This window comes from Bradyrhizobium sp. CCGE-LA001, from assembly GCF_000296215.2.
Taxonomy (GTDB): Bacteria; Pseudomonadota; Alphaproteobacteria; order Rhizobiales; family Xanthobacteraceae; genus Bradyrhizobium.
The window spans coordinates 426,219-439,537 of the sequence record NZ_CP013949.1 but is presented as its reverse complement, the minus strand read 5'-3'; the positions used below and the strand labels follow the sequence as shown (position 1 = coordinate 439,537).

Genomic DNA, 13,319 nt, shown 5'->3' with positions numbered 1-13,319 from the left:
CATGGCGCGCGCGAAGAACGTCCTCTGGATCATGTGCGACCAGCTTCGCTATGACTATCTCGGCTGCACCGGCCATCCCACGCTGAAGACGCCGAACATCGACGCCATGGCGAGGCGTGGCGTGCTCTTCACCAAGGCTTACGTGCAATCGCCGATCTGCGGCCCATCGCGGATGTCGTTCTACACCGGGCGCTATATGCGCTCGCACGGCTCGCATTGGAACGGCTGGCCGCTACGTGTCGGCGAGCCCACGCTCGGCGATCACCTCAACAAGATCGGCGTGCGCAACGTGCTGGTCGGCAAGACCCACATGGCGCCTGATATCGAAGGCATGAAGGCGCTCGGCATTCCCCCGGAATCGGTGATCGGCGTGCATGTCGCCGAATGCGGGTTCGAGCCTTACGAGCGAGACGACGGCCTGCATCCGACGGGACGGCCGCGGCCGAAATACGATGACTATCTGCGCAGCCAAGGTTTCGACGCCACCAATCCCTGGGAGCATTGGGCCAATTCAGGCGCGGCCGACGACGGCTCGTTGCAGAACGGCTGGCTGCTGGTGCATGCCGACAAGACCGCGCGCGTGCCGGACGAGCATTCCGAGACGCCCTACATGACGCGGCGTGCGATGGACTTCATCAGCGAGGCCGAGGTCGACGGACGGCCGTGGTGTCTGCATCTATCCTACATCAAGCCGCACTGGCCCTACATCGCGCCAGAACCCTACGCCAGCATGTACTCGACATCAGACATGATCCCGGTGATCCGCTCCGAGCGCGAGCGGCAGAACCCGCATCCGGTGTTCGGCGCCTACATGGACATGCGCTACTCCCGCAACATGGCCCGCGACGATGCGCGGGAGAAGGTGATCCCGACCTATATGGGCCTGATCACCCAGATCGACGACCAGATGGGCGTGCTGATGAAATTTTTAGGCGAGCGCGGCCTGCTGGACACCACGATGATCGTGTTCACCTCCGATCATGGCGATTATCTCGGCGATCACTGGATGGGCGAAAAGGACCTGTTCCACGAACAGTCGGCAAAAATTCCGCTGATCATCATCGATCCTTCCAACGAGGCCGACGCCACGCGCGGCACGCGCAGTGACGCGCTGGTGGAAGGCATCGACCTCGCGCCGACCTTCGTCGATTATTTCGGCGGCAAGGTGCCCGGCCACATCCTCGAAGGACGTTCGCTATTGCCGCTGCTGCGCGGCTCGACGCCGTCGGACTGGCGCAAGGTGGCGTTCTCCGAATACGACTACGCCATGCAAGACGTGCGGCTGAAGCTGAACCAGCCGATCGAGCGCTGCCGCCTGTTCATGGTGTTCGACGGCCGCTGGAAATACATCCACGCATCCGGCTTCCGCCCGATGCTGTACGATCTCGAAACCGATCCGGAGGAGTTCCTGGATCGCGGCGACGACCTTGAATGCGCCGGCATCGTCGCGCGGTTGCAGGCCGAACTGTTCGACTGGGCGCTGCATCCGAACGGCCACATCACCACGCCGCGCGAGAAGATCGCAACCTATGCCGACAACCAGCTGCAGGTGAAGGGCGGCATTCTCATCGGCATCTGGGACGAGAAAGAACTCGCTGCGATCAAGGACGGCATCGCCCAGCGCGCGAAGATGTAGAACCCTCATGGTGAGGAGGCGCGGCGGCGCCGTCTCGAACCATGAAGGCCGAGTTGCAGCGGCGGGGCCTTTCATCTTTCGAGACGCGCGCAAGATCGCGCTCTACAGGACGACGGGATAGAGGGAATGCGGGCTCTCTCAACCCGTCATGCCCGGAGTGTTTTGCGCGCTCCGTCGATTCTAATTCTCGATCTTGTATCCCGTCGCCTTCACGATCGGCTGCCACAGCGCGATGTTCGCGGCGAGCTCCTTGGTCAATCCGTCCGGGGTCGAGCCGACCGGAATGAGCCCGATGGCGGTGAGCTTCTCCTTCACCTCGGGCTTGGCGAGCGCGGCGCTCGCGGCGGCACCGAGCTTGCCGGCGAAGTCCGGCGGGCTGCCGGCGGGAAGCCACATGCCGTACCAGGCATCCGCGACGAGATCGATGCCGCTCTCCTTCAGCGTCGGAACCTCGGGCGCGAACGGCGAACGTTCTGCACTGCTGACCGCGATGATCTTCACGCCCTTGGCGCGATGCTGCGGCAGCGCATCGGCCAATGTGGTGATGCCGAACGAAATGTGGCCGCCGACGAGATCGTTGAGGATGGGAGCGCTGCCGCGATAGGGCACACGCGTTAAGGGAATACCGAGATCCTTCTCGAGCTTGGAGCCCATGAAATGCGGAATGGTGCCGTTGCTCGGCACCCCGAACGAGGTCTTGTCCGGATGCGCCTTGAGCCAGGTCACGAAGCTCTTGAAATCGGTGGCATCGACCGCCGGGTTGATCACCAGTGCAAACTCGAACCGCGCCAGCAGCGAGACCGGCATGAAGTCCTTGGCGCTGTCGAAGCTCGGTGTCTTCTCCACCATCGGCAGCAGGTACATGGTCGGCCCGGTCGTCACCAGCACCATGCCGCCGTCGGGACTCGCGCCTTTGACCGCCTTGATGCCGATCAGGCCGTCGCCGCCGGTGCGGTTCTCGACCACGACGGTCCGCTGCAGCACCGGCGCCATCTCCTGCGCGACCAGCCGGCACAGCGTGTCGCCGCCGGCTCCCGCTGCGAACGGGAAGATGACCTTGGTCAGCCCGGCCTGCGCTAGCGCCCCACCCGCCTGCGCCAGAAGCGGCAGACCAAGATATCCCCCAAGGCATCCGGCCATGAATTTGCGGCGATCCATTCGTTTCCTCTTTCGGCCTGTTATCGTTGACCGCCATTAGAGCGAGGCGGACGCCCGGCACAAGGCCGACATGCGCCGTTTACTATCCCGGCTGCCTTGCGCCGGTCACCGTCCTGCTGCAAAAGCAGGCGCATCGGCGCCGCCTGTCGCTCCGCCGTTTCCCGAGCAATTCGCATCCAGCGCCAGCACACAGAGACATGGCCAGTCCCGAACTCAGTCAATTCCGCCGCATCGTCGTCAAGGTCGGCTCCGCATTGCTGGTGGATTCCGACCGGGGCGAGGTGCGCGCGTCCTGGCTGGCGGCGCTGGCCGACGACATGGCCAAACTGCACCGCGAGGGCCGCGACGTGCTGGTGGTCTCCTCCGGCTCGATCGCGCTCGGCCGCAGTCGGCTCAAATTGCCGCGCGGCCCGCTGAAGCTCGAGGAGAGCCAGGCCGCCGCGGCCGTCGGCCAGATCGCGCTGGCACGGATCTGGTCGGAGGTGCTGGGCGCCCACGGCATCGGCGCCGGCCAGATCCTGGTGACGCTGCAGGACACCGAGGAGCGCCGCCGCTATCTCAATGCGCGCTCCACCATCGGCAAGCTGCTGGAGTGGCGCGCCATCCCCGTGATCAACGAGAACGACACGGTCGCCACCAATGAGATCCGCTACGGCGACAACGACCGCCTCGCCGCGCGCGTCGCCACCATGGCAAGCGCCGACCTGCTCGTGCTGCTGTCCGACATCGACGGGCTCTACGACGCCCCGCCCAAGAACAACCCGAATGCCAGGCTGATCCCGGTGGTCGAGAGCATCTCCTCCGAGATCGAGGCGGTGGCGGGAGACGCCGAGTCCGAGCTGTCGCGTGGCGGCATGCGCACCAAGGTCGAGGCCGCCAAGATCGCCACCACGGGCGGCACCCATATGCTGATCGCCTCCGGCAAGATCGAGCATCCGCTCCAGGCCATCGCCGATGGCGGCCGCTGCACCTGGTTCCTGACGCCGGCCAATCCCATCACCTCGCGCAAGCGCTGGATCGCCGGCACGCTGGAGCCGAAGGGCACGCTGACCATCGACGCCGGCGCAGTGACGGCGCTGCGCGCCGGCGCCAGCCTGCTGCCGGCCGGCGTGGTCAAGGTCGAGGGCCAGTTCGCTCGCGGCGACGCCGTGATCGTGCGCGGCCCCGACAGCAGCGAGATCGGCCGCGGCCTGATCGCCTATGACGCCGAGGTCGCCGAGCGGATCAAGGGCCGCTCCTCGCCGGACGTGATGGCCATTCTCGGCATCAGCGGGCGGTCGGAGATGATCCACCGGGATGATCTGGTGGTGGGCGGGTAATACCAGCGGACGCCCAGCTATTGCATGTCGTCGGCGTCGATATCCAGCCGGCCGTGCATGACACGTACGATCTCCACGCCGTCAGGCAACGGGATGTAAAAAATCACGTAGTTGCCCACCGGGAAACTGCGCAAGCCCATACGCAATTCTCGGCGCTCTCGCTGGCCAGCGGGTTGTCAACGATCATCTCGAATATCTCGCCGATGCGCGCGATCTGCTTCTCGGCAGCGCGAATGCTATTCGATGCGATGAAATCCCAGATCGAGTTCGAGATCGCGGTCGGCTTGAGGAGACTTGCGGAATCTAGTCGCCACGTTTGCGCGCGGCCAAACGTTGCCGTCCCCGCGCCTTGATGTCGTTCATCCATTCCTGGACATCGACCTCCTGCATCGGCCCGCTGTCAAAGCCCTTCTGGATCTCCTCACGCAACGCCTCCAGCTTGAGCTTGCGCCGCTCCTCGCGCTCCTCGACGAGGCGCAGCCCTTCGCGCATCACCTCGCTCGCGGTGGCATAGCGGCCGCTCGCGACCAGATTGTCGATCAGGTCCTCGAAATGCTTGCCAATGCTGTAGCTGCTGGCCATAGGAGGCTCCGTTATCAAATAATGATATTTATTGATAACTGGGAAACGCGCAAGAGTTCCCCTTAACCCGGCCACTGGCCTCCGCTGGGCACGCACCGGGAGACCTGCCATACCCGTCCCGCCCTTCGCAGATGCGGGATTTCCGTGCTAGGACACCGCCTTAGCAGAAGGTTTTGACCCATGGCCGCCCCCCTCAAAGCCGTTGACGGCAATGCCGATCTTCAGGCGCTGATGTCCGATCTCGCTAGCCGAGCCCGCGCGGCCGCGCGCGTGCTGGCGCTGGCGCCGCCGGAGCAGAAGAACCGGGCGTTGGAAGCCATGGAGCGGGCGATCCGCGCGAACTCTGCGGCGATCCTCGCCGCCAATGCCGAGGACGTCGCGGAAGCCCGTGCGTCCGGCAATGCCACCTCCTCCTTCATCGACCGGTTGACGCTGACCGAGGGGCGGGTCGAAGGCATGGCCGAGGGCATCGGCATCGTGCGCGGGATCGCCGATCCGATCGGCATCGTCACCGAGAGCTGGCAGCGGCCGAACGGCATGACCATCGAGCGCGTGCGCGTGCCGCTCGGCGTCGTCGGCGTGATCTTCGAGAGCCGGCCCAACGTAGCCGCCGATGCCGGCGTGCTGTGCCTGAAATCCGGCAATGCCGTGATCCTGCGCGGCGGCTCCGACAGTTTCCGCTCCTGCCGCGCCATCCATGAATGCCTGGTGCAGGGTCTGCGCGAAGCGGGCCTGCCGGAAGCTGCGATCACGCTGGTGCCGACGCGCGACCGCGCCGCCGTCGGCATGATGCTATCAGGCTTGACCGGCGCCATCGACGTGATCGTGCCGCGCGGGGGAAAAAGCCTGGTCGCACGCGTCGAGCAGGAAGCGCGCGTGCCCGTCTTCGCCCATCTCGAAGGCGTCAACCACGTCTATGTCGACGGCAGCGCCGACCTCGCGATGGCGAAGTCGATCGTGCTCAATGCCAAGATGCGCCGCACCGGCGTCTGCGGCGCCGCCGAAACCCTGCTGGTCGATCGCGCCGCTGCCGCATCGAGCCTGAAGCCGCTGGTCGAGATGCTGCTGGACGCCGGCTGCGAGGTGCGCGGTGATGACGTCGTGCAGAAGGCCGACGCGCGCGTAAGACCTGCCAGCGAAGAGGATTGGGACACCGAATATCTCGACGCGATCATCGCCGCCAAGGTTGTCGACGGCGTCGACGGCGCGATCGCGCACATCCAGAGCCACGGCTCGCATCACACCGACGCCATCGTGAGCGCGGACGAAGGTGCGGCGAACAGATTCCTCAGCGAGGTCGATTCCGCGATCGTGCTGCACAACGCCTCGACGCAGTTCGCCGATGGCGGCGAGTTCGGCTTCGGCGCCGAGATCGGCATCGCCACCGGCCGATTCCACGCCCGCGGCCCGGTCGGCGCCGAGCAGTTGACGAGCTTCAAATATCGCGTTCGCGGCACCGGACAGACGCGGCCGTAAGCGTGACGTCGCGGGGCACGCATTGAGCAACACATTCGTCGTGCCGCGCTTTGTGGCGCAAGCGGCTCCCCCCTATGCGCAGGGCATGCGCATCGGCCTGCTCGGCGGCTCGTTCAACCCGCCGCATCAGGCCCACCGCGCCATCAGCCAGTTCGCGCTGAAGCGATTGCAGCTCGATCGCATCTGGTGGCTGGTGACACCGGGCAATCCGCTCAAGGAGAACGGCGCGCTGCACGAACTCGGCGCGCGCATGCAGGCGGCGCGCGAAATCGCCAACGATCCCAGGATCGAGGTGAGCTGTCTCGAATCCGTCATTCGTACCCGCTATACTATCGACACGATCAACATCCTGCGCCGCCGCTTCTCCGGCTTGCGCTTCGTCTGGATCATGGGCGCCGACAATCTCGCTCAATTCCACCGTTGGCAGGACTGGCGGCGCATCGCCGCCCAGGTGCCGATGGCAGTGATCGATCGCCCGCCGCAGAGTTTTCGCGCCCTCGCCTCTCCTGCCGGACAAGCGCTATCGCGCTACCGCCTACCCGAGGACAAGGCAGCGCTGCTTGCGGACCAAGCGGCGCCGGCCTGGGTCTTTTTGACCGGATTGAAGCTGAATCTCTCCTCCACGGGCCTGCGGAACCCGGACGGGAGCTGGAAAGGTACGAAATGAGACGGAGTGTTCCGACGGTGTGTGGGTGTCGGGGCTCTCTGGCATATTGAAACCCTTAACCCCACATGATGTAGTGTAACCAGTGAGCGCCGGATTCGGCGGTCGCGATACAGGAAAGGAATGGTCCCTGACCACATCTGTATTGTCCAAGTCAGCTTCGACGAAGTCCGTTTTACCCAAGGTTGCAAAGCCGGCGCGTAAAACATCGACCAAAGCTGCGGCCTTGGAGGCGCAACCCGACGCCGACAAGACGCTGAGCCTGATCCTCTCCCGCCTCGAGGACATGAAGGCGGAAGAGACGGTCACCATCGACCTTCGCGGCAAATCGGCGTACTCCGACTACATGATCGTCACCACCGGCCGGGTGAACCGGCATGTCGGCGCGATCGCGGAAAACGTCACCAAGAGCCTCAAGGAAAACGGCATCAAGAACATCCATGTCGAGGGCTTGCCCAATTGCGACTGGGTGCTGATCGATTCCGGCGACGTGATCGTGCACGTGTTCAGACCCGAGGTCCGTGAGTTCTACAACCTCGAGCGGTTGTACACGCAGGGCCCAGGGGCGGCGAAGGCGATCTAGGCTCGAAGGCGATTAGGTTCTGGCCGGTTTCGAATCGGCTGACGCGCATGCTAGCGTCGTGCGCGCGCCTGATGCGCGCGACCTCGAACACGACGCTGAAATCATCATGCGTGTTGCTGTCATTGCCGTGGGCCGGTTGAAGCAGGGCCCCGAACGGGAGCTTGCCGACCGCTATTTCGAGCGGTTCTGCGAAGCTGGCGGCAAGCTTGGCTTTCGCGGGCTGACGATCCACGAACTCCCGGAAAGCCGGGCGCGCGACGCCGCGACGCGGATGGCCGAGGAAGCCGCCGCGATCTCCGCGAATATTCCGGAGAAATCGATCCTAGTGGCGCTGGACGAGCGCGGCCAGAATCTGGAGTCCACCGTATTCGCACGGCATCTCGGCCGCTGGCGCGACGAGGGTGCCGTACATACTATCTTCGTGATCGGAGGGGCGGACGGACTTTCGCCCGAATTGCGCCGTAAGGCCAAGCTCGCGATCGCGTTCGGCTCTGCGACCTGGCCGCACCAAATGGTCCGCGTCATGCTTCTGGAACAGCTTTATCGGGCCGCCACCATTCTGGCCGGCCACCCCTATCACCGCGCGTGATGCGCGCACAACGAGCACCTTTGCCGACACGATGCGAGCGCCGCTCCTCAACCTGTTGCTGATCACGAGCTTCGCCGGCGCCAGCCTCGCGCAAGCTCAGACCGCGACGCCGCCGCAAACGGCGGCGGTCTCGCCCGACGCGATCAAGCAGCGCGAGCAGGAGCTCGAAGCCGCGCGCGCCAGGCAGAAGAGCGCCGAGGAAGCGCAGGCCAAGCTGAAGGCCGAGATCACCGCGCTCGGCCAGGACCGCACCCAGCTCAACCAGCAGCTGATCGACACCGCCGCCGGTGTGCGCAGCGTCGAGACCAAGATCGACGAGACCGAGGCGCGACTGCGCACCCTCAACGGCCGCGAGCAGGAGATGCGCGCTTCGCTCGATTCGCGCCGCGCCGACATCGTCGAGGTGCTGGCGGCCCTGCAGCGCGCCGGACGGCGGACGCCGCCGGCGCTTCTGGTACGTCCCGAAGACGCCCTGCAATCGCTGCGCACGGCGATGCTGCTCGGCGCCGTCGTGCCGGAGCTGCGCGGCCGTGCCGAAAAGATCGCGGGCGAGCTCGGCGAGCTCGTGGCGCTGCGCAAGACCATCGCCACCGAGCGCGACCAGCTCGCGACCGATCGCGACAGGGTCCGCAACGACCAGAGCCGGCTGACGGCTTTGGTGGACGAGCGGCAGCGCCAGCAGGCCGCGCGGGAAAAGGATCTCGACGCCGAGAATTCGCGCGCGATCGCCTTGTCAAAGCAGGTCGGCGATCTCCAGGGACTGATCACCAAGATGGAGCAGGACCTGCAGAGCGCGGCCAAGGCCGCGGAGAAGGCGGCCGAGGCTGCGAGGCAGGCCGAGGCCAAGGCGGCCGCCACTGCCGCCGCGAGCGCCAAATCCGGCCCCGCCGCTTTCAAGGACAAGTCCCGGACCACGCCAGCGATCGCCTTCGTCTCGGCCAAGGGACTCCTGCCTCTTCCGGTTAACGGTAATAAGATCAGGGACTTTGGCGGTTCCGACGGGGTCGGCGGGGTCCAGAAGGGCATTTCGCTGGCCACCAAGCCCGGCTCCCAGGTCACGACGCCGTGTGACGGCTGGGTGGTCTATTCCGGCCCCTTCCGCAGCTATGGACAACTCTTGATCCTTAACGCCGGGGGCGGGTATCATGTCCTGATCGCCGGGATGGAGCGCATTTCGGTCAACATCGGACAGTTTGTGCTCACGGGGGAGCCGGTCGCGACCATGGGGTCGACCTCTCAAGTCGCCTCCATTCTCGCCACGAACGCGAGTCAACCTGTGCTCTATGTCGAGTTCCGTAAAGACGGCACTCCAATCGATCCAGGCCCATGGTGGGCCGCAAATGAAGGCGAGAAGGTTCGCGGATGATGCGCAAGACTTCAGTAATCCTCCTCAGCGCGGCCACCGGCGCAGCGCTGACGCTGTTCGTGACCCAGCCGCGCGCCGTGTTCATGGGCTCGAGCGCGCGAGCCGCCACCGCGGACACGTATCGCCAGCTCAATCTCTTCGGCGACGTCTTCGAGCGCGTGCGCTCCGACTATGTCGAGAAGCCCGATGACACCAAGCTGATCGAATCCGCCATCAGCGGCATGCTCACCGGCCTCGATCCGCATTCGAGCTACATGGACGCGAAGAGCTTCCGCGACATGCAGGTGCAGACCCGCGGCGAGTTCGGCGGGCTCGGCATCGAGGTCACGATGGAAGACGGCCTGATCAAGGTGGTCTCGCCGATCGACGACACGCCGGCCTCGCGCGCCGGCATCATGGCCAACGACATCATCACCAATCTCGACGACGAGGCGGTGCAGGGCCTGACCCTGAACCAGGCGGTCGAGAAGATGCGCGGTCCGGTCAACACCAAGATCAAGCTGAAGATCATCCGCAAGGGCCAGGACAATCCGCTCGACGTCACGCTGGTGCGCGACAACATCCGCGTTCGCTCGGTGCGCGCGCGCGTCGAGCAGGACGACATCGGCTACATCCGCATCACCACCTTCAACGAGCAGACCACCGAAGGCCTGAAGCGCGAGGTCGGCAACCTCTCGAACCAGATCGGCGACAAGCTGAAGGGCTACATCATCGACCTGCGCAACAATCCGGGCGGCCTGCTCGAGGAAGCCGTCACCGTTTCCGACGCGTTCCTGGAGAAGGGCGAGATCGTCTCGACCCGCGGCCGCAATGCCGAAGAGACCCAGCGCCGTACCGCGCACTCGGGCGATCTGACCAAGGGCAAGCCGGTCATCGTGCTGGTCAATGGCGGCTCGGCCTCGGCCTCCGAGATCGTCGCCGGCGCACTGCAGGACCACAAGCGCGCGACCATCGTCGGCACGCGCTCGTTCGGCAAGGGCTCGGTGCAGACCATCATCCCGCTCGGCTCGGGCAACGGCGCGCTGCGGCTGACCACAGCGCGCTATTACACGCCGTCGGGCAAGTCGATCCAGGCCAAGGGCATCGTGCCCGACATCGAAGTGCTGCAGGACGTGCCGGACGAGCTGAAGTCCCGCACCGACACCAAGGGCGAGGCGTCGCTGCGCGGCCATCTCAAGAACGACGGAGACGAGAAGACCGGCTCGCAGTCTTACGTCCCGCCGGACGCCAAGGACGACAAGGCGCTCAAGCTCGCCGGCGACCTGCTCCACGGCATCAAGAACAGCGCCTCCGCCGCACCGACGCCGGGCGGCGACAACAAGGCCACGACCGACAAGCCCAAAGCTGCGAACTAAGGCTGCGAACTAAGGTCGGCGCATTCATTCGATCTGACAAAAGGGCGGCTCCTGGAGCCGCCCTTTTTGCTTGGAACTGCTGATGCCCCCGGCCTATCCCGGCCTGCCGCCGCTTGACCCCGGCGTGGTATCGTCATCGCGAGTGATTCGGGATCTCGCATGACTGAAACGGCCGATGATCTGAGCGCCCCGCTCGGACAGGACAAGCCGCGCCGCAAACGCCGGCTGCGGCTGCCGTTCACGGCCATGCAGCTGCTGGCCGTCCTGCTCGGCCTATTCCTGATCACCTTTGCCGGCTTCGCCATCTTCAACAAGGATCCGCTCGGCGGCGAGCCGATGACACGGATCGCGATCAATGCGACGGACAAGGCGGCGGACCAGAAGCCTGCCGCCGCAGGCCATGGCTCGGACACCAAGCCAGAGGGCAAGCACGAGACCAAGGACGCGCCGAAGCAGGCGGGCGAGCCAAAGACCGTCACCATGATCGACGGCTCCACCGGCGCGCGCCACGACGTGGTGATCGGTGGCGAGGCCACGGACAGGAGTGACGCCGCAGCCTCGTCGCCGCCGCCCGTCATGGCCGGGATCGACCAGAAGCTGCTGGAGAAGTCGCGCTACGGCATGATCCCGGTGGTCGCCGGCGACTTGAGGCCGTTCAACGTCTACGCCGCGGATGCGGACCGCGCCAAGGCCGCCAAGATGCCGGTGGTCGCCATCGTGATCGGCGGGCTCGGCGTCGGCGCTGCCAAGACCAATGATGCGATCATGAAGCTGCCGCCGGCGGTGACGCTGGCCTTCACGCCCTACGGCTCGGACCCCGGCAAGCTCGCCGAGCGCGCCCGCGCCCAGCGCCATGAGATCTTCCTGCAGATCCCGATGGAGCCCTACGACTTCCCCGACAACGATCCCGGGCCGCAGACACTGCTAACCTCGCTCAGCGCGGACCAGAACATGGACCGCCTGTACTGGCATCTCAGCCGGATGCAGGGCTATGCCGGCCTCGCCAATTTCATGGGCGCCCGCTTCATCGCAACGGAGCCGGCGATGCAGCCGATCATCCGCGAGGCGGCCAAGCGCGGGCTCGGCTTCTTCGACGACGGCTCCTCGCCCCGCAGCATCGCGTCCCTGGCCGCGGCCAACCAGGCGATGCCGTTCGGCAAGGGCGACATCGCGATCGACGTGGTGCCGACGCCGACCGAGATCGACCGCGCCCTGAACAAGCTGGAATCGACGGCGCGCGAGCGCGGCATCGCCATCGGTACCGCCTCGGCCCTACCGGTCTCGATCGAGCGCATCGGCGCCTGGACCAAGACCTTGGCCGACCGGGGTGTCCTTTTGGTGCCATTGACAACCGCGATGCTGAAATCAAAATCCAGCTAAATCAACGAATTGGTACGGCACGGATCCCCGCGGGGCCGCATCCGCCGACCGAGAACAGCATGCGAGGGGTCTGGCGGAATGGCACGTTACGAGGATCTGCCCTACCGGACCTGCGTCGGTGTGATGCTGATCAACAAGGACGGACTGGTGTTCATCGGCCGCCGCGCCGGCGGCATCGAGCATGTCGACGACACCCATGTCTGGCAGATGCCGCAGGGCGGCGTCGATCCTGGCGAGGACACCTGGGACGCCGCAAAGCGCGAGCTCTATGAGGAAACCAGCGTGCGCTCGGTCGAACGGCTCGGCGAGGTCCCGGACTGGCTCACTTACGACATTCCCCGCACGGTTGCCGGGCGTGCCTGGAAGGGCCGCTATCGCGGCCAGCGCCAGAAATGGTACGCGGTGCGCTTCACTGGCAAGGACGGTGAGATCAATGTCGAGAAGCCGGGCGGCGGCGGCCACAAGGCCGAATTCATCAGCTGGCGCTGGGAGCCGATGAAGAACCTCCCGGGATTGATCATCCCGTTCAAGCGTCCGGTCTATGAGCGTGTCGTGAAGGAATTTTCGCCGCTCGCGGACCAGTAAATCAAGTTGTCATCCCGGGTTCGGTGCTAAGGCATCGCCGGAGTGACAACGAGAGATCCGCGCGTGACCACTGAAAAGCCCTATCGCCCCAACGTGGGCATCGCCCTGTTCAATGCCGACGGCCGCGTTCTGATCGGCCACCGCTTCAAGGGCGACGGTCCCGAGATCATCCTGCCGGGGCTCGACTGGCAGATGCCGCAGGGCGGCGTCGACGAGGGCGAGAATCTGCGCGATGCGGCGATGCGCGAGCTCTGGGAAGAGACCAGCGTCGTCAGCGCCGAGTATCTCGGCGAGACCGATTGGTTCACCTACGAGTTTCCGCCCTATGACGGACCGCAGACCCATCGCCTCGCGAAATTCCGCGGGCAGCGGCAAAAATGGTTCGCGCTGCGCTTCACCGGCAAGGAGGATGAGATCGATCCGCTGACGCCGCGCAACGGCCAGCCGGCCGAGTTCGACGCCTGGCGCTGGGAGCGTCTCGACGTCGTCGCCGACCTCGTCGTGCCGTTCCGACGTGAGGTTTATCACGCCGTAGCGCGAGAGTTTGCAACCTTCGCAAACTGAAGTGCCAAAACAACCCCATGCACAGTAGCGATGTATTTGATACATCGAGCTGATTTCTGGCG

At 65.3% G+C, this 13,319-nt stretch carries 14 protein-coding genes; 11 read left to right on the top strand and 3 right to left on the bottom strand.

The features are described 5' to 3' along the window. The first annotated feature begins 1 nt into the window (after position 1). A complete protein-coding gene (locus BCCGELA001_RS02095; protein WP_060734507.1) occupies positions 2 to 1,636 on the top strand; it encodes an alkaline phosphatase family protein in 1,635 nt (544 codons plus the stop codon). Between the two features lie 180 nt (positions 1,637 to 1,816). Here BCCGELA001_RS02095 and BCCGELA001_RS02090 read toward each other — a convergent pair whose 3' ends face one another. Continuing rightward, entirely contained in the window at positions 1,817 to 2,794 is a 978-nt protein-coding gene (locus BCCGELA001_RS02090; RefSeq protein ID WP_008538831.1) for a Bug family tripartite tricarboxylate transporter substrate binding protein, read from the bottom strand. Positions 2,795 to 2,991: 197 nt separating this feature from the next. Here BCCGELA001_RS02090 and proB point away from each other — a divergent pair, with 197 nt between their 5' ends. Continuing rightward, entirely contained in the window at positions 2,992 to 4,113 is a 1,122-nt protein-coding gene (proB, locus tag BCCGELA001_RS02085) for a glutamate 5-kinase (RefSeq protein ID WP_008538833.1), read from the top strand. A gap of 17 nt (positions 4,114 to 4,130) precedes the next feature. Here the strand turns inward: proB and BCCGELA001_RS35655 are convergent, their stop codons facing one another. Together BCCGELA001_RS35655 and BCCGELA001_RS02080 are read right to left on the bottom strand one after the other, a co-directional pair. Then, entirely contained in the window at positions 4,131 to 4,253 is a 123-nt protein-coding gene (locus BCCGELA001_RS35655) for a type II toxin-antitoxin system RelE/ParE family toxin (protein WP_008538835.1), read from the bottom strand. A gap of 163 nt (positions 4,254 to 4,416) precedes the next feature. Continuing rightward, entirely contained in the window at positions 4,417 to 4,695 is a 279-nt protein-coding gene (locus tag BCCGELA001_RS02080) for a type II toxin-antitoxin system ParD family antitoxin (RefSeq protein ID WP_008538837.1), read from the bottom strand. Positions 4,696 to 4,875: 180 nt separating this feature from the next. Between BCCGELA001_RS02080 and BCCGELA001_RS02075 the strand changes: the two genes are divergently transcribed. The 9 genes from BCCGELA001_RS02075 to BCCGELA001_RS02035 all read left to right on the top strand — a co-directional run bounded on the left by BCCGELA001_RS02075 (position 4,876) and on the right by BCCGELA001_RS02035 (position 13,257). Beyond that, entirely contained in the window at positions 4,876 to 6,171 is a 1,296-nt protein-coding gene (locus BCCGELA001_RS02075) for a glutamate-5-semialdehyde dehydrogenase (RefSeq protein ID WP_060734506.1), read from the top strand. A gap of 22 nt (positions 6,172 to 6,193) precedes the next feature. Next, complete coding sequence (locus BCCGELA001_RS02070) at positions 6,194 to 6,838, top strand: nicotinate-nucleotide adenylyltransferase (RefSeq protein WP_060734505.1); 645 nt, start codon at positions 6,194 to 6,196, stop codon at positions 6,836 to 6,838. 223 nt (positions 6,839 to 7,061) lie between these two features. Further along, positions 7,062 to 7,418 carry a ribosome silencing factor gene (rsfS, locus tag BCCGELA001_RS02065; protein ID WP_008538851.1) on the top strand — a complete coding sequence of 119 codons (357 nt, stop codon included), beginning with the start codon at positions 7,062 to 7,064 and terminating at the stop codon, positions 7,416 to 7,418. 106 nt (positions 7,419 to 7,524) lie between these two features. Beyond that, the gene (gene rlmH / locus BCCGELA001_RS02060) at positions 7,525 to 8,007 is read left to right on the top strand and encodes a 23S rRNA (pseudouridine(1915)-N(3))-methyltransferase RlmH (RefSeq protein ID WP_060737443.1); all 483 of its coding nucleotides are present in this window, start codon (positions 7,525 to 7,527) and stop codon (positions 8,005 to 8,007) included. 31 nt (positions 8,008 to 8,038) lie between these two features. Further along, positions 8,039 to 9,373, top strand: a complete 1,335-nt coding sequence (locus tag BCCGELA001_RS02055) for a murein hydrolase activator EnvC family protein (RefSeq protein ID WP_060734504.1) — start codon at positions 8,039 to 8,041, stop codon at positions 9,371 to 9,373. Further along, complete coding sequence (locus BCCGELA001_RS02050; RefSeq protein ID WP_060734503.1) at positions 9,370 to 10,728, top strand: S41 family peptidase; 1,359 nt, start codon at positions 9,370 to 9,372, stop codon at positions 10,726 to 10,728. Before BCCGELA001_RS02055 ends, BCCGELA001_RS02050 begins: the two co-directional genes overlap by 4 nt. 159 nt (positions 10,729 to 10,887) lie before the next feature. Continuing rightward, the gene (locus BCCGELA001_RS02045; protein WP_060734502.1) at positions 10,888 to 12,108 is read left to right on the top strand and encodes a divergent polysaccharide deacetylase family protein; all 1,221 of its coding nucleotides are present in this window, start codon (positions 10,888 to 10,890) and stop codon (positions 12,106 to 12,108) included. 78 nt (positions 12,109 to 12,186) lie between these two features. Then, positions 12,187 to 12,693 (top strand): RNA pyrophosphohydrolase, encoded by a 507-nt coding sequence (locus BCCGELA001_RS02040; RefSeq protein ID WP_008538863.1) that lies wholly within the window; start codon positions 12,187 to 12,189, stop codon positions 12,691 to 12,693. A gap of 63 nt (positions 12,694 to 12,756) precedes the next feature. After that, positions 12,757 to 13,257, top strand: a complete 501-nt coding sequence (locus BCCGELA001_RS02035) for an RNA pyrophosphohydrolase (protein ID WP_008538866.1) — start codon at positions 12,757 to 12,759, stop codon at positions 13,255 to 13,257. Positions 13,258 to 13,319 lie beyond the last annotated feature (62 nt).